The 22518-nt window shown below is 48.9% G+C and carries 38 protein-coding genes; all 38 read left to right on the plus strand.

The features are described 5' to 3' along the window. Positions 1-103 precede the first annotated feature (103 nt). Entirely contained in the window at positions 104-574 is a 471-nt protein-coding gene (rpsG, locus tag POTG_RS19885; RefSeq protein ID WP_009226634.1) for a 30S ribosomal protein S7, read from the plus strand. 47 nt (positions 575-621) lie between these two features. Further along, positions 622-2700, plus strand: coding sequence for an elongation factor G (fusA, locus tag POTG_RS19890; protein WP_009226635.1), 2079 nt, complete (start codon positions 622-624; stop codon positions 2698-2700). A gap of 83 nt (positions 2701-2783) precedes the next feature. Beyond that, a complete protein-coding gene (tuf, locus tag POTG_RS19895; RefSeq protein ID WP_009226636.1) occupies positions 2784-3974 on the plus strand; it encodes an elongation factor Tu in 1191 nt (396 codons plus the stop codon). Positions 3975-4233: 259 nt separating this feature from the next. Continuing rightward, positions 4234-4542: a 30S ribosomal protein S10 gene (gene rpsJ / locus POTG_RS19900; RefSeq protein ID WP_009226637.1), complete on the plus strand. Its 309-nt coding sequence runs from the start codon at positions 4234-4236 to the stop codon at positions 4540-4542. A 45-nt stretch (positions 4543-4587) separates the two neighbouring features. Then, positions 4588-5211: a 50S ribosomal protein L3 gene (gene rplC / locus POTG_RS19905; protein WP_009226638.1), complete on the plus strand. Its 624-nt coding sequence runs from the start codon at positions 4588-4590 to the stop codon at positions 5209-5211. A 28-nt stretch (positions 5212-5239) separates the two neighbouring features. Continuing rightward, positions 5240-5863: a 50S ribosomal protein L4 gene (gene rplD, locus POTG_RS19910; protein ID WP_009226639.1), complete on the plus strand. Its 624-nt coding sequence runs from the start codon at positions 5240-5242 to the stop codon at positions 5861-5863. Then, positions 5863-6153 carry a 50S ribosomal protein L23 gene (gene rplW / locus POTG_RS19915; protein WP_009226640.1) on the plus strand — a complete coding sequence of 97 codons (291 nt, stop codon included), beginning with the start codon at positions 5863-5865 and terminating at the stop codon, positions 6151-6153. Before rplD ends, rplW begins: the two co-directional genes overlap by 1 nt. 28 nt (positions 6154-6181) lie before the next feature. Further along, positions 6182-7012, plus strand: a complete 831-nt coding sequence (rplB, locus tag POTG_RS19920) for a 50S ribosomal protein L2 (protein WP_009226641.1) — start codon at positions 6182-6184, stop codon at positions 7010-7012. A 74-nt stretch (positions 7013-7086) separates the two neighbouring features. Next, positions 7087-7365, plus strand: coding sequence for a 30S ribosomal protein S19 (gene rpsS, locus POTG_RS19925; protein WP_009226642.1), 279 nt, complete (start codon positions 7087-7089; stop codon positions 7363-7365). Between the two features lie 38 nt (positions 7366-7403). Beyond that, the gene (gene rplV / locus POTG_RS19930; protein WP_009226643.1) at positions 7404-7736 is read left to right on the plus strand and encodes a 50S ribosomal protein L22; all 333 of its coding nucleotides are present in this window, start codon (positions 7404-7406) and stop codon (positions 7734-7736) included. Between the two features lie 13 nt (positions 7737-7749). After that, positions 7750-8418: a 30S ribosomal protein S3 gene (rpsC, locus tag POTG_RS19935; RefSeq protein WP_009226644.1), complete on the plus strand. Its 669-nt coding sequence runs from the start codon at positions 7750-7752 to the stop codon at positions 8416-8418. Between the two features lie 2 nt (positions 8419-8420). Further along, positions 8421-8855 (plus strand): 50S ribosomal protein L16, encoded by a 435-nt coding sequence (gene rplP, locus POTG_RS19940; protein ID WP_009226645.1) that lies wholly within the window; start codon positions 8421-8423, stop codon positions 8853-8855. Then, positions 8845-9045, plus strand: a complete 201-nt coding sequence (gene rpmC / locus POTG_RS19945) for a 50S ribosomal protein L29 (RefSeq protein WP_009226646.1) — start codon at positions 8845-8847, stop codon at positions 9043-9045. Before rplP ends, rpmC begins: the two co-directional genes overlap by 11 nt. 52 nt (positions 9046-9097) lie before the next feature. Then, complete coding sequence (rpsQ, locus tag POTG_RS19950) at positions 9098-9361, plus strand: 30S ribosomal protein S17 (protein WP_009226647.1); 264 nt, start codon at positions 9098-9100, stop codon at positions 9359-9361. Between the two features lie 36 nt (positions 9362-9397). Beyond that, complete coding sequence (rplN, locus tag POTG_RS19955) at positions 9398-9766, plus strand: 50S ribosomal protein L14 (protein ID WP_009226648.1); 369 nt, start codon at positions 9398-9400, stop codon at positions 9764-9766. 52 nt (positions 9767-9818) lie between these two features. Continuing rightward, positions 9819-10172 carry a 50S ribosomal protein L24 gene (gene rplX / locus POTG_RS19960; protein WP_009226649.1) on the plus strand — a complete coding sequence of 118 codons (354 nt, stop codon included), beginning with the start codon at positions 9819-9821 and terminating at the stop codon, positions 10170-10172. Between the two features lie 33 nt (positions 10173-10205). Beyond that, positions 10206-10748, plus strand: coding sequence for a 50S ribosomal protein L5 (gene rplE / locus POTG_RS19965; protein ID WP_009226650.1), 543 nt, complete (start codon positions 10206-10208; stop codon positions 10746-10748). Positions 10749-10791: 43 nt separating this feature from the next. Then, on the plus strand, positions 10792-10977 hold the full coding sequence (locus tag POTG_RS23365; RefSeq protein WP_009226651.1) for a type Z 30S ribosomal protein S14: 186 nt from the start codon (positions 10792-10794) through the stop codon (positions 10975-10977). Positions 10978-11008: 31 nt separating this feature from the next. Beyond that, positions 11009-11407 (plus strand): 30S ribosomal protein S8, encoded by a 399-nt coding sequence (gene rpsH, locus POTG_RS19970; RefSeq protein WP_009226652.1) that lies wholly within the window; start codon positions 11009-11011, stop codon positions 11405-11407. A 30-nt stretch (positions 11408-11437) separates the two neighbouring features. Next, complete coding sequence (gene rplF, locus POTG_RS19975; protein ID WP_009226653.1) at positions 11438-11980, plus strand: 50S ribosomal protein L6; 543 nt, start codon at positions 11438-11440, stop codon at positions 11978-11980. Positions 11981-12064: 84 nt separating this feature from the next. Beyond that, positions 12065-12433, plus strand: a complete 369-nt coding sequence (gene rplR / locus POTG_RS19980) for a 50S ribosomal protein L18 (protein ID WP_028539490.1) — start codon at positions 12065-12067, stop codon at positions 12431-12433. Positions 12434-12461: 28 nt separating this feature from the next. Next, on the plus strand, positions 12462-12959 hold the full coding sequence (gene rpsE, locus POTG_RS19985) for a 30S ribosomal protein S5 (RefSeq protein WP_009226655.1): 498 nt from the start codon (positions 12462-12464) through the stop codon (positions 12957-12959). 12 nt (positions 12960-12971) lie between these two features. After that, positions 12972-13157, plus strand: a complete 186-nt coding sequence (rpmD, locus tag POTG_RS19990) for a 50S ribosomal protein L30 (protein ID WP_009226656.1) — start codon at positions 12972-12974, stop codon at positions 13155-13157. A gap of 53 nt (positions 13158-13210) precedes the next feature. Continuing rightward, the gene (rplO, locus tag POTG_RS19995; protein WP_009226657.1) at positions 13211-13651 is read left to right on the plus strand and encodes a 50S ribosomal protein L15; all 441 of its coding nucleotides are present in this window, start codon (positions 13211-13213) and stop codon (positions 13649-13651) included. Beyond that, positions 13651-14952, plus strand: a complete 1302-nt coding sequence (gene secY / locus POTG_RS20000) for a preprotein translocase subunit SecY (RefSeq protein WP_009226658.1) — start codon at positions 13651-13653, stop codon at positions 14950-14952. The genes rplO and secY overlap by 1 nt, the downstream gene beginning before the upstream one ends. Before the next feature lie 98 nt (positions 14953-15050). After that, the gene (locus tag POTG_RS20005) at positions 15051-15695 is read left to right on the plus strand and encodes an adenylate kinase (RefSeq protein WP_016310721.1); all 645 of its coding nucleotides are present in this window, start codon (positions 15051-15053) and stop codon (positions 15693-15695) included. Positions 15696-15700: 5 nt separating this feature from the next. Beyond that, positions 15701-16453 carry a type I methionyl aminopeptidase gene (gene map, locus POTG_RS20010; RefSeq protein WP_009226660.1) on the plus strand — a complete coding sequence of 251 codons (753 nt, stop codon included), beginning with the start codon at positions 15701-15703 and terminating at the stop codon, positions 16451-16453. A 3-nt stretch (positions 16454-16456) separates the two neighbouring features. Beyond that, a complete protein-coding gene (locus tag POTG_RS20015) occupies positions 16457-16771 on the plus strand; it encodes a KOW domain-containing RNA-binding protein (protein WP_009226661.1) in 315 nt (104 codons plus the stop codon). Between the two features lie 2 nt (positions 16772-16773). Then, positions 16774-16989, plus strand: coding sequence for a translation initiation factor IF-1 (gene infA, locus POTG_RS20020; RefSeq protein ID WP_007132547.1), 216 nt, complete (start codon positions 16774-16776; stop codon positions 16987-16989). 165 nt (positions 16990-17154) lie between these two features. Continuing rightward, positions 17155-17268 carry a 50S ribosomal protein L36 gene (rpmJ, locus tag POTG_RS20025; protein ID WP_003333770.1) on the plus strand — a complete coding sequence of 38 codons (114 nt, stop codon included), beginning with the start codon at positions 17155-17157 and terminating at the stop codon, positions 17266-17268. Between the two features lie 21 nt (positions 17269-17289). Continuing rightward, a complete protein-coding gene (gene rpsM, locus POTG_RS20030) occupies positions 17290-17658 on the plus strand; it encodes a 30S ribosomal protein S13 (protein WP_009226662.1) in 369 nt (122 codons plus the stop codon). A 19-nt stretch (positions 17659-17677) separates the two neighbouring features. After that, a complete protein-coding gene (rpsK, locus tag POTG_RS20035; RefSeq protein WP_009226663.1) occupies positions 17678-18073 on the plus strand; it encodes a 30S ribosomal protein S11 in 396 nt (131 codons plus the stop codon). A 132-nt stretch (positions 18074-18205) separates the two neighbouring features. Beyond that, positions 18206-19150 carry a DNA-directed RNA polymerase subunit alpha gene (locus POTG_RS20040; protein ID WP_009226664.1) on the plus strand — a complete coding sequence of 315 codons (945 nt, stop codon included), beginning with the start codon at positions 18206-18208 and terminating at the stop codon, positions 19148-19150. Between the two features lie 37 nt (positions 19151-19187). Continuing rightward, a complete protein-coding gene (rplQ, locus tag POTG_RS20045) occupies positions 19188-19553 on the plus strand; it encodes a 50S ribosomal protein L17 (protein ID WP_009226665.1) in 366 nt (121 codons plus the stop codon). Positions 19554-19667: 114 nt separating this feature from the next. Next, on the plus strand, positions 19668-20453 hold the full coding sequence (gene truA / locus POTG_RS20050; RefSeq protein ID WP_009226666.1) for a tRNA pseudouridine(38-40) synthase TruA: 786 nt from the start codon (positions 19668-19670) through the stop codon (positions 20451-20453). 273 nt (positions 20454-20726) lie between these two features. Continuing rightward, positions 20727-21164: a 50S ribosomal protein L13 gene (gene rplM, locus POTG_RS20055; RefSeq protein WP_009226667.1), complete on the plus strand. Its 438-nt coding sequence runs from the start codon at positions 20727-20729 to the stop codon at positions 21162-21164. A gap of 20 nt (positions 21165-21184) precedes the next feature. Then, positions 21185-21577 carry a 30S ribosomal protein S9 gene (rpsI, locus tag POTG_RS20060; RefSeq protein WP_009226668.1) on the plus strand — a complete coding sequence of 131 codons (393 nt, stop codon included), beginning with the start codon at positions 21185-21187 and terminating at the stop codon, positions 21575-21577. Positions 21578-21786: 209 nt separating this feature from the next. Beyond that, positions 21787-22479 carry a phosphoadenylyl-sulfate reductase gene (locus POTG_RS20065; protein ID WP_009226669.1) on the plus strand — a complete coding sequence of 231 codons (693 nt, stop codon included), beginning with the start codon at positions 21787-21789 and terminating at the stop codon, positions 22477-22479. The last annotated feature ends 39 nt before the right edge of the window (positions 22480-22518 follow it).

The raw sequence follows: 22518 nt of genomic DNA on the forward strand, positions 1-22518 counted from the left end.
ATTCGAAGTCGAACCAGCATCATGATGTGCATGGTGATCAAAAGACGGTTTTTGAACAACTACTACTAGGATTGAATTTTTACTGAAAGGGGGATAACAAACTATGCCACGCAAAGGTCCAGTTGCTAAGAGAGACGTGTTGCCAGATCCAGTGTATAACAGCAAATTGGTTACTCGCTTGATCAACCGCATCATGCTCGACGGTAAACGCGGCGTTGCTCAAAGCATCCTTTATAATGCGTTCGACATCATCCGTGAACGTACGGGGAATGACCCAATGGAAGTATTTGAAGCAGCGATCAAAAATATTATGCCTGTACTGGAAGTTAAAGCTCGTCGTGTCGGCGGTGCAAACTACCAAGTTCCGATCGAGGTTAAACCAGAGAGACGTACATCCTTGGGATTACGTTGGCTCGTAAACTATTCCCGCACTCGCGGTGAGAAGACAATGGAAGAACGTTTGGCTGCCGAGATCATCGACGCATCCAACAACACAGGCGCTTCCGTTAAGAAACGTGAAGATACGCATAAAATGGCGGAAGCGAACAAAGCGTTCGCGCACTACCGTTGGTAGGATAACGCCCGTATTTCAAAATTTATATTTTGAAGGGAGACAGATTCATGGCAAGAGAGTTCTCCTTGAAAAATACACGTAATATCGGGATCATGGCGCATATTGACGCCGGTAAGACAACCACGACGGAACGGATCTTGTTCTACACAGGTCGTACGCACAAAATCGGGGAAGTTCACGAAGGTGCGGCAACGATGGACTGGATGGAACAAGAACAAGAGCGCGGAATCACGATTACATCCGCTGCGACGACCGCTCAATGGAAAGGTCACCGCGTAAATATCATCGATACCCCGGGACACGTCGACTTCACTGTTGAAGTCGAACGTTCCCTGCGTGTATTGGACGGGGCTGTAGGCGTGTTTAGTGCGAAGGAAGGCGTTGAGCCGCAGTCTGAAACCGTTTGGAGACAGGCTGACCGCTATGGTGTTCCTCGGATTGCCTACGTCAACAAAATGGATATCATCGGTGCGGATTTCCTGAACGTCGTTAAAGATATGCGCGATCGTCTGCAAGCGAATGCAGTGGCTATCCAACTGCCAATCGGTGCGGAAAATGATTTTGTCGGGATTATCGACATCATCTCTCAAAAAGCGTATATCTACAGAGACGATCTGGGACAACAAATCGATGAAGTAGAAATTCCTGCTGAATATGCTGCACAAGTTGAAGAACTTCGTGCGGAATTGGTAGAGAAGGTTGCTGAACTGGACGAAGACTTGACGATGAAATACCTCGAAGGCGAGGAAATCACCGTTGAAGAACTGAAAGCAGCGCTTCGTAAGGGCGTTTGTGAAGTTAAAATCTTCCCGGTTATCTGCGGTTCTTCCTACCGTAACAAAGGGGTTCAGCTGATGCTGGATGCCGTCATCGATTACTTGCCATCCCCAGTTGATGTACCAAGCATCAAAGGTCATCTGGAAGATGGTACAGAAGTTGAACGTCACTCTTCTGACGAAGAGCCGTTCGCGGCACTGGCATTTAAAATCATGACCGACCCTTACGTGGGTAAACTGACGTTCTTCCGCGTATACTCCGGTATTCTGCAATCCGGTTCCTACGTGCTGAATGCAACGAAAGGTAAACGCGAACGGATCGGCCGGATCCTGCAAATGCACGCAAACCACCGTCAAGAAATCAACGAAGTTTACGCCGGTGACATTGCTGCAGCTGTAGGTTTGAAAGACACCGGGACAGGTGATACACTGTGTGATGAGAAGGCACCGGTTATTCTTGAATCGATGAACTTCCCAGAACCAGTTATCGAAATCGCGGTTGAACCGAAGACAAAAGCCGACCAAGACAAAATGGGCGTTGCACTTGCGAAGCTGACGGAAGAAGACCCAACGCTTCGTGCACATACAGATGAAGAAACGGGACAAACGATCCTTGCAGGTATGGGTGAGCTTCACCTGGATATCATTATCGATCGGATGCGCCGTGAATTCAAAGTAGACACGAACGTAGGTAAACCTCAGGTTGCTTATCGTGAAACGTTCCGCGTTCCGGCTCGCGTTGAAGGTAAGTTCGTACGTCAGTCCGGCGGTCGTGGTCAATACGGTCATGTCTGGGTTGAATTTGAACCGCTCGAACCAGGTTCAGGCAACCAATTCGACAGCAAAATCGTCGGCGGTGCTGTTCCAAAAGAATACATCGGACCTGCTCAACAAGGTATCGAAGAAGCAATGCAGAACGGTGTTCTAGCAGGCTTCCCGGTTGTTGACGTTAAAGCGACGATCGTCGATGGTTCCTACCATGACGTCGACTCCAGTGAAATGGCGTTTAAGATCGCTGGTTCGATGGCTCTGAAAGCAGCAAAAGACAAATGTCAACCTGTTCTGCTTGAGCCAATCATGAAAGTTGAAGTAACGGTTCCTGAGGAGTACATGGGTGACGTTATGGGTATGCTGAACTCTCGCCGTGGCCGTATCGAAGGTATGGATTCCCGTGGTGGTGCGCAAATTATCCGTGCGAAAGTGCCTCTCTCCGAAATGTTCGGTTACTCGACGACCCTTCGCTCCGGTACACAAGGGCGCGGCGTGTTCTCGATGGAACTCTCCCACTATGAAGAAGTTCCGAAGAACATCGCTGAAGAAATCGTGGCCAAGCATAGAGGGGCCGAATAATTTAATGTAATTGCCGGTCGAAGGGCTTGTTTCTTTGATCGGTCACACATAACAATCCATATTTTAAGGAGGAACTGTTTAAAATGGCAAAGGCTAAATACGAACGTACAAAACCGCACGTTAATATCGGTACGATTGGTCACGTCGACCATGGTAAAACAACTCTGACTGCAGCCATCACGACTGTATTGTCCAAAAAATACGGCGGTGCTGCTGTAGCTTTCGATCAAATCGACAAAGCTCCAGAAGAACGCGAACGCGGTATCACCATCTCGACGGCACACGTTGAGTACGAAACAAACAACCGCCACTACGCACACGTTGACTGCCCAGGGCACGCCGACTATGTTAAAAACATGATCACCGGTGCTGCTCAAATGGACGGCGCAATCCTGGTTGTATCCGCAGCTGACGGCCCAATGCCGCAAACTCGCGAACACATCCTGTTGTCCCGTAACGTAGGCGTTCCTTACATCGTTGTATTCTTGAACAAATGCGACATGGTTGAAGACGAAGAGTTGCTTGAACTGGTTGAAATGGAAGTTCGCGACCTACTGAACGAATATGAGTTCCCAGGCGATGACACTCCAATCATCCGCGGTTCCGCTCGTGAAGCTCTGCAAAACCCAGAGGGCGAATGGGCTCAAAAAATCGTTGAGATGTTCGAAATCATCGACGAGTACATTCCGTTGCCTGAACGCCCAATCGACAAACCGTTCCTGATGCCAGTCGAGGACGTATTCTCGATCACTGGCCGCGGTACAGTTGCTACTGGCCGTGTAGAACGCGGTACGGTTAAAGTCGGTGATGAAGTTGAAATCGTGGGTATCGTTGAAGAAACGAAAAAATCCGTCGTTACCGGCGTTGAAATGTTCCGTAAATTGCTCGACTCCGCTCAAGCGGGCGACAACATCGGTGCACTGCTTCGCGGTATTGACCGTAAAGAAATTGAACGCGGTCAAGTATTGGCTAAACCAGGTTCCGTTAACCCGCATACTGAGTTCACCGCTCAAGTATACGTATTGACGAAAGAAGAAGGCGGGCGCCATAAACCGTTCTTCTCCGGCTACCGTCCTCAGTTCTACTTCCGTACAACGGACGTAACTGGCATCATCAACCTGCCAGAAGGAACTGAAATGGTTATGCCTGGCGACAACATCGAAGTTACCGTTCAACTGATCTCCCCAATCGCGATCGAAGAAGGTACTCGCTTCTCCATCCGTGAAGGCGGCCGTACAGTTGGATCCGGTGCCGTTGTTTCCATCAACAAATAATTAGGCTTAACCGCCTGATCGAAAGAGCTGCTCTCCGATTTCGGAGCGCAGCTCTTTTACTTTATTTAGGGAATGAAAAATTACGAATTATACTTGCATTCTGCCTACCTTTTCTATATAATTGTGAATGTTGTTCTGTGACGTTGCGATGATGTGGGAGGTTACTGACACACCCGGCCCCTTTGCCATGGGAGGGTGGCCAGAAAATTTCCACGGAGTATGTCCGATACTAAATTGGGCGATAGAAGGAGGGACTAAAATGGCAAAGCAAAAAATTCGTATTCGTTTGAAAGCTTACGACCACAGAATTCTTGATCAATCCGCAGAGAAAATCGTTGAAACGGCAAAACGTTCGGGTGCAGGCGTATCCGGGCCGATCCCGTTGCCAACTGAGAAACAAGTGATTACTATTCTCCGTGCGGTGCACAAGTACAAGGATTCACGGGAACAATTCGAACAACGTACGCATAAGCGTCTGATCGACATTGTGAACCCGACTCCACAAACTGTGGATGCCTTGATGCGCTTGGACCTGCCGTCCGGTGTAGATATCGAAATCAAATTGTAATACCTACTATTGTAAGGTAACCAGGAAAGGAAAAGAGGTGTCAACATGAAAGGTATCTTAGGGAAGAAACTTGGTATGACTCAAGTGTTTACTCCGGAAGGGAATGTCATTCCTGTAACGGTGATTGAGGCTAGCTCTAACGTAGTTCTGCAGAAGAAAGACCTGGAGAACGACGGTTACGAAGCGATTCAGCTTGGCTACTCCGATAAGAAGGAAGCTAGAGCGAATAAGCCTGAAGTTGGGCATGCAAAGAAAGCAGGCACAACGCCTAAGCGCTACGTTCGCGAAATTCGCGGTGTTGATTTGGCAGGATACGAGGTTGGCCAAGAGGTCAAAGTCGATATTTTTGCTGAAGGCGAATTTGTTGACGTAACAGGTATTTCGAAAGGTAAAGGGTTCCAAGGCGTAATCAAACGCTGGGGACAAAGCCGCGGCCCGATGGCTCACGGTTCCCGTTACCATCGCAGACCAGGTTCTATGGGTTCCATCGCAGCAAACCGCGTATTTAAAGGTAAAAACCTGCCTGGACATATGGGACATGAAACTGTAACGATTCAAAACCTTGAAGTTGTTAAAGTCGATGCAGAACGCAACGTCTTGCTCGTGAAAGGTTCCATTCCTGGACCGAAAAACAGCTTCGTTAAAGTAAAACAAACTACTAAGAAATAATTAACCCTCAGGAAAGGAGGAACAACAAATGCCAAAAGTAGCACTTTTCAATATTAGCGGTAGCCAAGTGGGCGAAGTAGAATTGAACGATGCCGTATTCGGGATTGAGCCGAACACTCATGTTCTTCATGAAGCTGTAGTAATGCAGCGCGCTTCCCTGCGTTTCGGTACGCACAAAGTTAAAGGACGCTCCGAAGTTCGTGGCGGCGGCCGTAAACCTTGGAAACAAAAAGGAACAGGTCGTGCGCGCCAAGGTTCGATCCGCGCTCCTCAATGGAAAGGCGGCGGTACAGTATTCGGACCAACTCCGCGCAGCTATTCCTATAAACTGCCTAAGAAAGTTCGTCGTTTGGCGATCAAATCGGCGCTTTCGTCGAAAGTAATCGATCAGGACATCATCGTATTGGATGCACTTGCGATGAACGCTCCGAAGACGAAAGAATTTGCAGCGATCTTGAACAACCTGAAAGTGGAACGTAAAGCTCTGGTTGTAGCTCCTGACTATGACGACAACATTGCGCTTTCCGCTCGTAACATTCCAGGCGTGAAGTTCGTGGCAGCCGACGGCATTAATGTTCTTGATGTGCTGACGCACGACAAACTGATCATTACGAAAGAAGCAGTTCAGAAGGTAGAGGAGGTGCTCGCGTAATGAAGAATCCTCGCGATATTATCAAACGCCCGGTGATTACGGAACGTTCCACGGAATATATGAACGACCTGAAATATGTCTTTGAAGTAGACATTCGCGCGAACAAAACGGAAATCAAACAAGCTGTTGAGTCCATTTTTGGCGTGAAGGTGAAGAACGTAAACACCCTGCGTGTTCCTGGGAAGCTGAAACGTTACGGACGCTACTCCGGATACACTCCAGAATGGAAAAAAGCGTTTGTTACATTAACACCTGAAAGCAAACCGCTCCAATTTTTTGAATCGGTATAAAATCGCTTGAAGTAAGGAGGGAAATCTCGTGCCAATCAAAAAGTATAAACCGACTTCCCCGGCAAGACGTGCGATGAGCGTGTCGACCTTCGAAGAAATTACGACGGATAAGCCGGAGAAATCTTTGCTTGCGCCGCTGAGCAAAACGGCCGGCCGCAACAACCAAGGTAAAATCACTGTTCGTCACCATGGCGGCGGACATAAACGTAAATATCGGATCATCGACTTCAAACGGAACAAAGATGGAATTCCAGGCCGCGTTGCTACGATCGAATACGATCCAAACCGGACTTCCAACATCGCTTTGATCCACTATGCCGATGGTGAGAAACGCTACATCATCGCTCCTAAAGGCTTGAAAGTGGGCGATGTGATCGAATCTGGCGCAGGTTCCGACATCAAAATCGGTAACGCATTGCCGCTGGAGAACATCCCGGTAGGTACCGTGATCCACAACATCGAGCTGAAACCAGGTAAAGGCGGACAATTGGTTCGCGCTGCTGGTACAGAAGCTCAGTTGCTCGGTAAAGAAGACAAATACGTAACGATCCGCCTGTCTTCCGGCGAAGTTCGTAAAGTTCTGAAAGTTTGCCGCGCTACGATCGGTTCCGTAGGTAACGGTGACCACGAGCTTGTGAAAATCGGTAAAGCCGGACGCAGCCGCTGGCTGGGCAAACGTCCAGAAGTCCGCGGTGTCGTCATGAACCCGAACGATCACCCGCACGGTGGTGGTGAAGGTCGCGCTCCGATCGGCCGTAAATCTCCGTTGTCTCCTTGGGGCAAACCAACCCTTGGTTACAAAACGCGTAAAAAAGGCAAAGCTTCTGATAAATATATCGTTCGCCGTCGCACGAAGTAATCCGCATCCTGCGGATCACTTCGCGGCATGAACGAAGCGTAACTTGCAGCGCATTGTGAAGGGAGGATAAATGAATGAGTCGCAGTCTGAAAAAGGGACCTTTTGTCGATGGGTACCTGCTTAAGAAAGTGGAAGAAGCGAGCGCTTCGAACAAGAAGGTCGTGATCAAAACTTGGTCCCGTCGCTCCACGATCTATCCGCAATTCATTGGTCATACGTTTGGTGTCTATGACGGCCGCAAGCACGTACCGGTGTACGTAACCGAGGATATGGTCGGACATAAACTGGGCGAATTTGCTCCAACCCGGACCTACAAAGGTCATACGGATGACGATAAGAAAACGAGACGTTAATAACGATAAGTTCTTCGTTTGAGAGGAGGTAATACTACATGGAAGCTAAAGCACATGCAAGATCGATTCGTATTGCTCCCCGCAAAGCTCAACTCGTGGTTGATCTGATCCGCGGTAAGCAAGTTGGCGACGCGATTGCAATTCTGCGCCATACGCCAAAAGCAGCATCCCCGATCGTGGAGAAGCTGTTGAACTCGGCGATTGCCAATGCTGAACATAACTATTCTATGGATGTAAATAAATTGGTGATTACGCAAGCCTACGTTAACCAAGGCCCGACGATGAAACGTTTCCGTCCGCGGGCAATGGGACGTGCTAGCCGGATCAACAAACGCACCAGCCACATTACTTTGGTGGTATCCGAAAAATAAGGAGGGAAAACGTGTGGGCCAAAAGGTAAATCCGGTCGGATTACGAGTAGGGATTATCCGTGATTGGGAATCCAAATGGTACGCAGGCAAAGATTTCGGTGATCTTTTGCTGGAAGACGTAAAAATTCGTGAACACCTGAAAAATAAACTGAAAGACTCCGCGGTATCTCGGATTGAGATCGAGAGAGCGGCAAATCGTGTGAACGTGACGATCCACACTGCTAAACCGGGCATGGTTATCGGTAAAGGCGGTTCGGAAGTTGAAAACCTGCGCGGTGAAATTACGAAAATCGCAGGCGGCAAAAAGGTTCACATCAACATTTCTGAAATCAAACACCCTGATCTTGACGCAATCTTGGTTGCTGAAAGCATTGCACAACAATTGGAACGTCGTGTTTCTTTCCGTCGTGCGTTGAAACAAGCAATTCAAAGAACGATGCGTTCGGGAGCGAAAGGGATTAAAACGGCAGTCAGCGGTCGTCTCGGCGGTGCTGAAATTGCTCGTACGGAAGGCTACAGTGAAGGAACTGTTCCACTTCATACGCTCCGCGCCGACATCGATTACGGTACGGCAGAAGCGCATACGACTTATGGCCGCATCGGCGTAAAAGTATGGATTTATCGTGGAGAGGTTCTTCCTACGGCTAAGAAACAACAAGCTGCTCAGGAAGGAGGCAACTAATCATGTTGGTACCAAAACGCGTAAAACACCGCAAGCAACAACGCGGTAATATGAGAGGCCAAGCAAAAGGCGGCACCGAACTGAACTTCGGTGAATACGGCCTGCAGGCTCTGGAGCCGACTTGGATCACGAACCGTCAAATCGAAGCAGCGCGTATCGCGATGACTCGTTACATCAAACGTGGCGGTAAAGTATGGATTAAGATTTTCCCTGACAAGCCGATTACTCAGAAGCCTCTTGAAGTCCGGATGGGTAGCGGTAAAGGTAACGTAGAAAAATGGGTCGCAGTTGTGAAGCCGGGCAAAATCATGTTTGAGCTTGCCGGGGTATCGGAGGAAGTTGCACGCGAAGCTATGCGTCTTGCTGCCCACAAACTGCCGATCAAAACGAAGTTTGTGAAACGTGAAGAATTGGGTGGTGAAGCAAATGAAAGCTAATGAACTTCGCAACTTAACCACTGCAGAAATCGAACAAAAAATCGCAGGTTTTAAAGAAGAACTCTTTAACCTCCGTTTTCAGTTGGCTACCGGCCAACTCGATAATCCGACTCGGATCCGCGATGTGCGTAAGGAAATAGCTCGTGCTAAAACCGTTATCCGTGAAAGAGAACTTGGGATTACTAGTTAAGAAGCGCTGAGCGAATCTAGCAAAGCGCCTAAGTCCAGGAAGGAGGCAAACCATGAGCGAACGTAACAGCCGTAAAGTGCAAATTGGTAAAGTTGTCAGCGACAAGATGGACAAAACGATCGTTGTAGCTGTTGAAACTTACAAGAAGCATGACTTGTACCATAAGCGCATTAAATACACGAAGAAATTTAAAGCGCATGATGAGAACAACACCGCGAAAATCGGTGACATCGTTAAAATCGCCGAAACTCGCCCGCTGTCCAAAGACAAACGCTGGAGACTCGTTGAAGTCGTTGAAGAAGCGGTTATCATTTAATAGCACGGTAGCTTAGACCGAAAGGAGGAAATATCCATGATTCAACCATTTACACGTTTGCAGGTTGCTGACAACTCCGGCGCGAAGGAACTGATGTGTATCCGCGTTTTGGGTGGTACGGGTCGTCGTACGGCACAAATCGGAGATCTGATCGTTTGCTCCGTCAAACAAGCAACACCAGGCGGCGTTGTCAAAAAAGGGGATGTCGTTAGAGCGGTAGTCGTTCGTACGAAACGTTCCGTTCGTCGTAAAGACGGTTCCTACATCGCATTCGACGAAAACGCAGCAGTTGTTGTTAAAGAAGATAAGAGCCCACGCGGAACGCGTATCTTCGGACCTGTTGCCCGTGAACTTCGCGACAAGGACTTTATGAAGATCGTTTCCTTGGCTCCGGAAGTTATCTAAGAACACCCCATAACCCAACGGGGAGCCCGATTTAACAGGAGGTGTAAACCAAGTGCCTAGACTGAAGAAGATTCTTGAATCTCATAACAATAAGCTGCACGTCAAAAAAGACGACACGGTGATCGTGATTTCCGGTAAAGACAAAGGCAAAAAAGGCCGCGTCATCGCCGCATATCCTCGTGAAAACCGCGTGCTTGTGGAAGGCGTGAACATGGTTAAGAAACATCAAAAACCTAACCAACTGAACCCACAAGGCGGCATCATCGAGAAGGAAGCTCCGATTCACGTTTCGAACGTTATGCACGTTGATCCGAAGAGCGGAAAAGTAACCCGTATCGGTTACAAAGTATTGGACAACGGCAAAAAAGTTCGCGTAGCGAAGAGATCTGGAGAAGTAATCGACTAATCGAGAAACGTTAAGAAAGGAGGTCCATGATTCATGGCAGCAAGATTGAAAGAACGCTTTTTGAACGAAGTAACACCTGCTTTGATTCAAAAATTCAACTATACAACGGTAATGCAAGTGCCGAAGATCGAGAAAGTGGTTATCAACATGGGTGTTGGTGACGCTGTAGCGAACTCCAAAGTACTTGATTCCGCAGTGAACGATATGCAACTGATCGCTGGTCAAAAGCCAGTTATCACTCGCGCGAAGAAATCCATCGCTGGTTTCAAACTGCGTGAGAACATGCCGATCGGTGTGAAGGTAACTCTTCGCGGTGACCGCATGTATCATTTCCTTGACAAACTGTTTAACGTAACGCTTCCGCGTGTCCGTGACTTCCACGGGGTATCGACGAAAGCATTTGACGGTCGCGGTAACTATACGCTGGGCCTGAAAGAGCAACTGATCTTCCCTGAGATCGAATACGATCAAGTGGATAAAGTACGCGGTATGGATATCGTCATCGTAACGACGGCTAAAACCGACGAAGAATCCCGCGAGCTCTTGAGCGGGCTCGGCATGCCGTTTGCTAAGTAATTCGTCTATTTTCTCCGAAACTATTTAGGAGGTGTCAGGCTAAGTGGCTAAAACTTCGATGAAAGTTAAACAACAACGTACACCTAAATTCAAAGTTCGGGCTTATACCCGGTGTGAACGTTGTGGTCGCCCACATTCGGTATTGCAAAAGTACAAAATTTGCAGAATTTGCTTCCGTGAATTAGCTTATAAAGGCCAGATTCCTGGCGTGAAAAAAGCAAGCTGGTAATTAATCAACAACGGGAAGGAGGTTTACACGTATGACTATGTCAGATCCAATTGCAGATATGCTTACTCGTATTCGTAACGCCAACACGGTGCGTCACGAGACGGTTGAACTGCCTGCGTCCACGATCAAGAAACAAATCGCTGAGATCCTGAAGCGTGAAGGCTTCATCCGTGACGCTGAATATATCGATGATAACAAACAAGGGATCATCCGTATTTTCCTGAAATACGGCCCGAACAACGAACGCGTTATCTCTGGACTTAAGAGAATCAGTAAACCAGGCCTTCGCGTGTACACGAAAAGCAACGAAATTCCTCGTGTCCTCGGCGGCTTGGGTATCGCGATTATCTCCACTTCCAAAGGTGTCATGACTGACAAGGAAGCTCGTCAGTCCAAAGCCGGCGGCGAAGTCCTCTGCTACGTTTGGTAATTTACGTCTTATAACAAGGAGGTGCAATACATGTCTCGTATTGGTCGCAAACCAATCACAGTACCAAGTGGTGTGGATGTCACACTTGATAATAGCGTCATTACAGTTAAAGGTCCGAAAGGTACTTTGACTCGTGAGCTTCACAAGGACATCAAGGTAACGGTTGAAGGTAACGTTATTACCGTTGAACGTCCTTCTGACAATAAATTACATCGTTCCCTGCATGGCACGACCCGTTCCGTTGTCAGCAACATGGTCAGCGGGGTAACGGAAGGTTTCTCCAAATCGCTCGAGCTGGTTGGTGTCGGTTACCGCGCAAGCTTGTCCGGCAAAAAACTGGTTCTGAACGTTGGTTACTCCCATCCGGTAGAAATTACGCCGGAAGAGGGCATCGAATTCGAAGTACCTTCGAATACGAAGATCATCGTTAAAGGGATCAATAAAGAACGCGTAGGCGAATATGCCGCTAAAATTCGTTCTGTCCGTGAGCCTGAGCCATATAAAGGCAAAGGGATCAAGTATGAAGGCGAACGCATTATTCGCAAGGAAGGTAAAGCCGGTAAGAAGAAATAAGTTTCTTCTTAACGTGCCTAGCCTTCTGGCGTCTTGAAACGAAATGTCCGATAGCGGTAAACCGAAGGGAGTGAAATGGAAGTCATGATTACAAAAGCTGATAAGAACAAAGCACGTCTGAAAAGACATCTGCGTGTACGTAAGAAAGTCCAAGGAACGGCAGCTCGTCCAAGACTGAACGTATACCGTTCTTCCAAACATATCTACGCTCAACTGATCGACGACGTAGCAGGCGTAACGGTGGCTAGCGCATCGACGGTCGATAAAGAACTGAGCGGTTCGATCGGTAACGGCGGCAACGTGGAATCCGCTCGTAAAGTGGGCGAATTGATCGCAAAACGCGCACAAGCGAAAGGATACAAGAGCGTTGTTTTTGACCGTGGAGGATATCTGTACCATGGACGGATTCAGGCGCTGGCTGACGCAGCCCGCGAAGCAGGCCTGGAATTCTAAAAATCATCACTAAAAGGAGGTTAACGACTTGCGTGTAGATCCGAACACTTTAGAACTGACAGAAAGAGTTGTAAACATTAACCGCGTAGCTAAAGTAGTTAAAGGCGGACGCCGTTTCAGCTTCAGTGCACTCGTGGTTGTCGGCGACGGCAAAGGCTGGGTTGGCGCTGGGATCGGTAAGGCAGGCGAAGTACCTGACGCGATCCGTAAAGGCATTGAAGATGCGAAGAAAAATCTTGTGCATGTTCCGCTCGTAGGTACTACGATCCCTCACCAAGTAATCGGGCATTTCGGAGCTGGCCGCGTTCTGTTGAAACCGGCATCCGAAGGTACCGGGGTTATCGCCGGCGGTCCAGTTCGTGCGGTTCTTGAACTGGCTGGCGTAGGCGACATTTTGACTAAATCTTTGGGTTCTTCGAATTCCATCAACATGGTCAACGCGACTTTGGAGGGCTTGTCCCGTCTGAAACGTGCTGAGGATGTTGCGAAATTGCGCGGTAAAACCGTCGAAGAACTTCTCGGTTAAGGAGGGAATCTCATGGCTAAACTGCAAATTACCCTCGTGCGTAGTTTGATCGGTCGTCCGGAGAACCAACGTACTACCGTGAAAACCTTGGGTCTTCGCAAAATTAACCAATCCGTTGTTCACAACGATAACCCAGCCATTCGCGGCATGGTGAATCAAGTGAGCCACCTGGTTTCGGTTAAAGAAATCGAAGGCTAAGGATAGCGTAAGCTTATTAATTGCCAACAATAAATAAGGAGGTGCAACGAACGATGAAGTTACATGAGCTTTCCCCAGCTCCTGGTTCCCGCCACACGCGCAAACGTGTCGGCCGCGGTACAGGCAGCGGTATGGGTAAAACATCTACTCGCGGTCACAAAGGTCAAAACGCTCGTTCCGGCGGTGGTGTGCGTCCGGGCTTCGAAGGCGGTCAAAACCCGCTGTATCGTCGCTTGCCAAAACGCGGGTTCATCAATCCGACGCGGAAAGAGTATGCGATTGTGAACATCGAAGATTTGAACAACTTTGCGGCGGATACGGAAGTAACTCCTGAGCTGTTGTTTGAACAAGGAATCGTGAAAGACGCGAAGAGCGGCATCAAGATTCTCGGCAACGGTGAAGTTACTGTCAAACTGACAGTTAAAGCGAATAAGTTCTCCCAATCTGCGGTAGAGAAAATCGAGGCTGCCGGCGGTAAAACCGAGGTGATCTAATGTTTAAAACCATTAAGAACATATGGCATGTTCAAGACCTTCGCAACCGCATCTTGTTTACGTTGTTTATCTTCCTCATTTACCGGATCGGTTCCTTCGTTCCGGTTCCGGGCGTTAATAAAGAGGTCTTTGAGGCGACAAACAACGCAGCAGGAAACAACTTGTTAGGGCTCTTGAACACCTTCTCGGGCGGCGCCCTGAAGAACTTCTCGATCTTTGCCCTCGGGATCATGCCTTATATCACGGCTTCCATCATCGTACAGCTCTTGTCGATGGACGTCATTCCGAAATTTGCGGAATGGGCTAAGCAAGGGGAACACGGTAAGAAGAAAATGGCCCAAGTGACCCGTTACGGAACGGTCATTTTGGCCCTCATTCAGGCGTTTGCTACGTCGATTGGTTTTAACCGTTTGTACGGAACGGAAATGGTGCCGAACGCAACCTTTGGCGACTATCTCGTGATCGCCATCGTGTTGACAGCCGGTACTTCTTTCCTGATGTGGTTAGGTGAGCAGATTACCGAAAGAGGGATTGGTAACGGGATCTCGCTGATTATCTTTGCCGGGATCGTTGCCTCCATCCCTACGCACATTACGACGATTGCGCAATCGGATTTTATCATTGAAGGCCAGCCTTTCATCAATGTGGTGAAATCCATCGCGATTCTCTTGGTGTGCATCTTGATCGTCATCGGTGTTATCTACGTACAACAAGCGATCCGGAAAATCCCGGTCCAATACGCAAAGCGTGTGGTAGGTAACAAAATGTATGGCGGGCAGAATACGCATATTCCGCTCAAGATCAACGCTGCCGGCGTGATTCCGGTCATTTTTGCAGTTTCCTTGCTGCAATTCCCGGTCGTGATCGCCAGCTTCTGGTCGACGCACGCTTGGGCGCAGTGGATTACGACCCATTTGTCTACCAACCGTCCGCTTGGGATGGTGCTTTATGTGATCATGATCATCGGCTTTACGTTCTTCTATACGTTCGTGCAGATGAACCCGCAGCAGATGGCTGAGAACATGAAGAAAAACGGCGGCTACATTCCAGGGATCCGTCCTGGTAAAGCGACGGAAACCTATTTGACTCGGGTGTTAACCCGTTTGACGATGACCGGTGCGCTTTTCCTTGCTGCCATCTCCATTCTCCCTATGGGATTGGGGGCTATCGCAGGGTTGCCAAGCACGGTCTTGATCGGCGGTACATCGATCCTCATCGTGATCGGCGTTGCGCTGGATACGATGAAGACGATTGAAGGCCAATTGATCAAACGTCACTATAAAGGTTTTATCAATAAATAGTCGGTAGGTACCAGGAACAGAGGACGTGCAAACGTCCTTGCCTGGCACCTAACTGAGCTATTTCTTGTTGTAGAGAAGTGTTGGAGGGAGTGAGAAACATGAACCTACTATTCATGGGGCCTCCCGGAGCAGGAAAAGGAACACAAGCCGAGACAATCGTTAACGAATTCGGTATTCCTCATATCTCTACCGGCGACGCATTTCGCCTGGCAATCAAACAGGGAACACCTGTGGGGATGAAAGCGAAGGAATATATGGATCAGGGACTGCTCGTGCCTGATGATGTGACAGTGGGGATCGTTCGCGAACGCTTGCAGCAGCCCGATTGCGAAAAAGGTTTCTTATTGGACGGTTTTCCAAGAACCCTTTCGCAAGCGGAATCGCTGGATGAGCTGCTTGATAGCATGGGTCGCAAGCTGGACCACGTCATCAACCTGAAAGTGGACCGGAACAAGCTGCTGGCGCGGCTGACGGGACGCCGGATTTGCAAATCCTGCGGCGCCACTTATCATGTGATCTTTAATCCTCCGGGGCAGGAAGGTGTTTGTGATAAATGCGGCGGCGAGTTATACCAACGCTCGGATGATAACGAAGAGAGCGTAGGAACTCGTTTGGACGAATATATCAACAAAACCGCACCGCTTCTGAAGTTCTATGAAGATAAAGGCCTGTTGCGTCAGGTAGATGGTGAACAGGAAATCGATGCGGTTTCGAAGGAAATCGTGTCACTACTGCGAGGTTAGGTGTAATGATCATTTGTAAATCCGAAACGGAACTAGGCTTTATGCGAGAAGCTGGGCGGATCGTCGCGGAAACGCACAGGCTCATGGCCCAAGCGATTGAGCCTGGAATTACGACGGGAGAACTCGATCAACTCGCCGATAAATACATTCGCAGTCAGGGCGCCGTGCCGTCCTTTAAAGGTTACAACGGTTTTCCTTACAGCATTTGCGCTTCGGTCAACGAAGAATTGGTACACGGATTTCCCGGCAAACGCAAATTGAACGAAGGCGATATCATTACATTGGATATCGGCGCGGAGTACCGTGGTTTCCATGGGGACTCGGCGTGGACGTATCCGGTAGGTAAAATTTCGGAGGAAGCCAAGCGACTCTTGGAGGTCACCGAAGGTTCCTTGTATGCGGGCCTTGCGCTCGTTAAACCGGATGTTCGATTGTACACGATCTCGCATGCAATTCAGCAATTCATCGAAGCTGCCGGTTTTTCCGTCGTTCGGGAATATGTGGGGCATGGCATTGGCGCGAGCTTACATGAAGAACCGCAAATTCCGAATTATGGCTTGCCCGACCGGGGCCCGCGGCTTAAGCCGGGGATGGTCCTGGCGATCGAACCGATGGTTAACATGGGGAAGCGATATGTAAAAACGCTGGAAGACAACTGGACAGTGGTTACGGTGGATGGCTCGTTGTGCGCTCACTTTGAGCATACGGTAGCTGTTACACCGGACGGGATGGAAATTTTCACGAAGCTGGATGCGTAGGTGATGAACGTGAAAGAGCGCTCAGCGCCGCAAATCGGTCAGTTGGTGAAAGTTCTCAAAGGCAGGGATGCCGGTGCGATTTATGTGATTGTCGGGATTCTGGACGACAAATTCGTCTGGATCGCGGACGGAAACAAACGGAAGTTTGATGGACCCAAACGTAAAAATGCCCAGCATCTTGAACTACTGCCCATAGTTAGCAGCGAGGTTGTTCATAGTTTGCAGGAAAGCGGACGGGTGACGAACGGGAAACTGCGGCATGCAGTTCTTGCTTATCAGAAGTCCGCCAATTCTATGGCTGAAGAGAAAGGAGACTGACTGTGGCTAAAGAAGATGTCATTGAAGTCGAAGGTACGGTCATTGAACCGTTGCCGAATGCAACCTTTAGAGTAGAGTTGGAGAATGGTCATCAAATTCTCGCTCACGTTTCCGGGAAGTTGCGGATGCACTTTATCCGCATTTTGACGGGAGACAAAGTGGTCGTTCAGCTTTCGCCATATGATTTGACGAAAGGCCGGATCACTTACCGCAAATAGACTATACCCATTACGGTAAAGTTGTGGTACAATATTCAGGTTGAGTTGTTTCAGAGAGTAGTTTATGATTAGAATGCGTGCGATTGGATTTTTGCTTTCGCAAAATAAGAACGTATGCTTTCGATCCCAGTTTTACTTCTGTAAAACTTTTAGGAGGTAATCAGCATGAAGGTAAGACCTTCTGTAAAGCCGATTTGCGAAAAATGCAAAGTCATTCGTCGCAAAGGCAATGTCATGGTGATTTGCGAAAATCCGAAACACAAACAAAAACAAGGTTAATTGAAGGGGGTGTAGCGTAAAATGGCACGTATTGCTGGTGTGGATTTGCCACGTGATAAACGCGTTGAGATCGCCTTAACTTACATTTTCGGAATCGGTAAAACGACTTCCCAGAAAATCCTGAAAACAACAGGCATCAATCCGGACACTCGTGTTCGTGATTTGACGGAAGATGAGGTTAGCAAACTACGCGAAACGATCGACAAAACGGTCAAGGTTGAAGGTGACCTGCGTCGTGAAATTTCCTTAAATATTAAACGTTTGATCGAAATTGGCTGCTACCGCGGAGTGCGTCATCGTCGCGGCTTGCCGGTTCGCGGACAACGTACGAAAACGAATGCCCGTACTCGTAAGGGTCCTCGTCGTACTGTAGCGAACAAGAAGAAATAAGAAGGGGGGATAACAGACAATGGCTAAACCAAAGAAAGTCGTACGTACGAAACGTCGTGACCGGAAAAATATTGAATCTGGTGTGGCTCATATCCGCTCCACGTTCAATAACACGATCGTCACCATTACGGATCCACACGGTAACGCGATTTCCTGGGCGAGCTCCGGCGGTCTTGGATTCAAAGGTTCCCGTAAGTCGACTCCGTTTGCTGCGCAAATGGCTGCTGAATCTGCTGCCAAAGCTGCGATGGAACATGGCATGAAAACCGTTGAGGTTATGGTTAAAGGCCCTGGTGCCGGCCGTGAGGCCGCTATCCGCTCCTTGCAAGCGGCAGGCCTTGAAGTCAACATGATCAAAGACGTTACTCCAATTCCTCATAACGGCTGCCGTCCTCCAAAACGCCGCCGCGTTTAATGAAGCCGCGCTGAAGCCGTGGTATAACACCAGCGTCAATTGGGAACAATGGATGTTTAGGCATACTACGTTACGAACTTCAGCATCTTAGGCAGATTGAAAGGAACGACGTTTTGAAGGAGGGGTACTTTCGTGATAGAAATCGAAAAGCCAAAAATCGAGACCGTAGAAGTTAACGATGAAGGCACCTATGGGAAATTTGTAGTAGAACCACTTGAACGTGGGTATGGCACCACACTGGGCAACTCGCTTCGCCGGATTTTGCTCTCTTCTCTGCCGGGTGCTGCGGTAACCTCGGTCCAAATCGATGGAGTTCTGCATGAATTCGCAACCGTACCGGGCGTTATGGAGGACGTTACGGAGATCATCCTGAACCTGAAAGCACTCTCGCTGAAAATTCATTCGGATGAGGAGAAGATCCTCGAAATCGATGCAGAAGGCGAAGGCGTTGTTACGGCAGGAGATATCCGTGCGGACAGCGATGTGGAAATTTTGAATACGGATCTGCATATTGCTACGCTTGAACCGGGTTCGAGACTTCACATGCGCATCTACGCAGGCCGCGGACGTGGTTACGTTCAGGCAGATCGAAATAAACGAGATGATCAACCGATCGGTGTCATTCCCGTCGATTCGATCTATACCCCGATTACTCGGGTCAATTACGTGGTAGAGAATACCCGGGTTGGCCAAGTGACCAACTACGACAAGCTTACGCTTGAAGTGTGGACCGATGGCAGTATCAGACCTGAAGAAGCGGTAAGCCTCGGCGCGAAAATTTTGACCGAGCATCTCTTCTTGTTCGTAGGCCTTACGGACGAAGCGAAAGACGCGGAAATCATGGTCGAGAAGGAAGAAGACAAGAAAGAAAAAGTGCTTGAAATGACGATTGAAGAGCTTGATCTCTCCGTTCGTTCCTATAACTGCCTCAAACGTGCCGGTATCAATACGGTACAAGAGCTTACGACGAAAACCGAAGAAGATATGATGAAGGTACGTAACCTTGGTCGCAAATCTTTGGAGGAAGTTCAAGAGAAGCTCCAAGAGTTAGGTTTGGGATTGCGCACTGAAGAATAAGTTGACTTGAATCGTTCTAGCGAAGGAGGGAAAACTCATGGCATACCAAAAGTTGGGCCGCGATTCCAGCGCACGTAAAGCATTGTTCCGTGACCTGGTAACCGACCTGTTCTTATACGAACGCATCCAAACGACGGAAGCGAAGGCGAAAGAAGTTCGTTCGATCGCTGAGAAGCTGATCACCAAGGCAAAACGTGGTGACCTGCATGCCCGTCGTCAAGTGGCAGCTTACGTTCGTCGCGAATCGATCGATGGCGAGCAGGATGCAATCCAAAAGCTGTTCACCGAACTGGCAACTCGTTATTCCAGCCGTCCAGGCGGATACACTCGTATCCTGAAGCTGGGACCTCGCCGCGGCGACGCTGCTCCTATGGTTTATCTGGAACTGGTAGATCGCGCGTAATTCGGGGATTCCCCAATCTAGCGTGTAAAACTCTCTGTCGGCTCGCCTTACGGCTAAGCTTTCGGAGAGTTTTTTTATTGAGAAAATGTGTGGCCTTGAGAAAGGAAGGGACCGATGCGCAACTTGCTGATGACCGTCAGCTATGACGGAACCAACTATTTCGGCTTTCAGACCCAACCGGGCGGAAATACGGTTCAGGATCATATTGAGGGAGCCATCCGCCAATTAACGGGAGAAACGGTGAAAATCCATGGCTCTGGACGAACCGACGCCGGGGTGCATGCCAGGCAGCAGCCATTTCACTTTCACACCGATTCGCGTATTCCCGTGGAACGTTGGTGTTTGGCGCTTAATGCGCGTCTTCCTTCCGATATCCGCGTGTTGACGGCTCGGGAGGTCCCTCTGACCTTCCATTCACGGCATTCGGCCAAGCGGAAAACCTACCGCTACACCATTAATACCAACCGATTCCCGGATGTGTTCCAACGGAACTATCAGTTTCATCATCCCGGACAACTCAATGTTGATGCTATGCAGGCAAGTCTGCCGTATTTGGTTGGTACCCACGACTTCACTTCGTTCGCCTCGCGTCAGTCCACGAAGCTAAGCCATGTTCGTACGATATATGATGCCCGGATCGTGGTGGATTCATTAGCAAAAATACCTGGAACAACGGGCCAGGGGATCGTCCATTTTTATGTCACGGGGAGCGGATTCCTGCAGCATATGGTCCGAATCATCGTTGGCACCTTAATCGAGATCGGTGAAGGCAAACGTACGCCTGAATCGATCCAGGCGATTTTGGAGGCGAAAGACCGGACTGCCGCAGGCCCAACGGCCGAGAGCAAAGGGCTGATGCTCTGGAGTGTGGAATACGAAGAAGAAGATTTGTGTGATTGAAGCGGTTGCGGCTGGAAGCTTGATTTTTTCGGGATAACCTTTGAAAAAGGCTTGCGTATTAACTTGGCTTCCTGTAAAATAAAAGTTGTGTTTTCTTGATGGCTATCCCACAGCCCCCAGTCAAGAAAGCCGCTTAAACAAGAATTTTATGCTTGCTAAACATGAATGAAACGATCGAAGATAAATCTGCTGACTTTGGTCAAGCGACCCGAAGAGCATGATCGTGTTCAGCAGGATGAACCATTTCGGACGAATTTGAAGGAGGATCTTTACATGCGTACCACTTATATGGCGAAGCCAGGCGAAGTAGAGCGCAAATGGCACATCATCGATGCCGAAGGCAAAACGCTGGGCCGCTTGGCTAGCGAAGCTGCAGCTCTTATCCGCGGTAAACACAAACCACAATTTACTCCACATGTTGACTGCGGCGACTTTGTGATCGTCATCAACGCGGAGAAAATCGCCCTGACCGGCAAAAAGCTCGATAACAAAAAATATTATCGTCATTCCCTGCATCCGGGCGGTTTGAAAGTGACTGTTGCCAAGGATTTGCTGAGAACGAAACCTGAACGTGTAATTGAGTCCGCCGTTCACGGCATGCTGCCTAAAACTCGCCTTGGCGAGAAAATGAAGCTGAGACTGAAAGCTTACGCGGGCACTGAGCATCCACATGCGGCACAAAAACCTGAAGTTTACGAACTTCGCGGATAATTAAAAGGGAGGACAGTTTCATGGCACAAGTACAATACTATGGGACAGGTCGTCGTAAACATTCGGTAGCTCGTGTTCGCCTTGTACCGGGTGAAGGACGCATTGTCATCAATAAACGCGACATCAACGATTATTTTGGTCTGGAAACGCTGAAGCTGATCGTAAAACAACCGCTGACTTTGACGGAAACGCTGGGTAACTACGACGTTATCGTCATCGCTCATGGCGGCGGTATCTCCGGTCAAGCTGGCGCAATCCGCCACGGGATTTCCCGTGCACTGCTCAAAGCAGATCCGGAACTCCGCCCTGCATTGAAGAAAGCAGGCTTCTTGACGCGTGACCCACGGATGAAAGAACGGAAGAAATACGGCCTCAAAGCAGCTCGCCGTGCTCCTCAGTTCTCGAAACGTTAATCTTTATATTGCATACGAAAGTCCCTTTCCGTTTTGGAAAGGGGCTTTTTTGCGTTTATATTGAAGGTTTCTTCGGACTTTTTTTCATTTTGGATTTTTTAGTATTGACTTCTAGGGGGAATGCCATATACTTTTAAATATAATTCAAATCTGATTAGTTGGAATAATCGTATGCCTTGTTTAACCTGATGCGGGAGGTCTGAAGAAAAGTGAATTTATTGGAAAAAGAGCAGTTAATTGCGGCCAGGGCCGAGGAATTTGAGTCGTTATCCCCCCAAGAAATCCTCGCCTGGGCGGTAGAGACGTTTCCGAATATCGCCTTTGCCTGCAGCTTTGGGGCTGAGGATGTCGTTTTGGTCGATATGCTGCAGCAAATCAGCCCGTCTACCGACATTTTTTACTTAGACACGGATTTTCATTTTAAAGAGACTTATGAGACGCGGGACGCGATTGCGGCCAAATACGGACTGGAATTTGTACGGGTATCCCCTACGTTAACGCCGGAGGAACAGGCGCAGAAGTATGGGGAGGAACTGTGGAAGTCGGATCCTAACGCTTGCTGCAACCTGCGTAAGGTTGAGCCGCTGACGCGGGTGTTGGGCCGCTACGAGGCATGGATCACAGGGATTCGCCGCGACCAGGCGCCAACCCGGGCAAATGCGAAGAAAATTGAATACGACACTAAGTTTGGTCTGGTGAAGTTTAATCCTATCGCCAATTGGACCTCGGACGATGTATGGAACTACATTCGCGAGCATCAGCTCATTTATAATCCTTTGCACGACCGCAATTATCCTAGCATTGGCTGCGAACATTGTACCCGTCCGGTAATGCCAGGAGAAGATCCACGCGCAGGACGCTGGTCTGGAACGGAAAAGACGGAATGCGGACTACATCAATAAACGGTGAGGAGAAAAAAATCAGAAGTGGGGGAGATACGG

The organism is Paenibacillus sp. oral taxon 786 str. D14 (assembly GCF_000159955.1).
Classification (GTDB): domain Bacteria; phylum Bacillota; class Bacilli; order Paenibacillales; family Paenibacillaceae; genus Fontibacillus; species Fontibacillus phoenicis.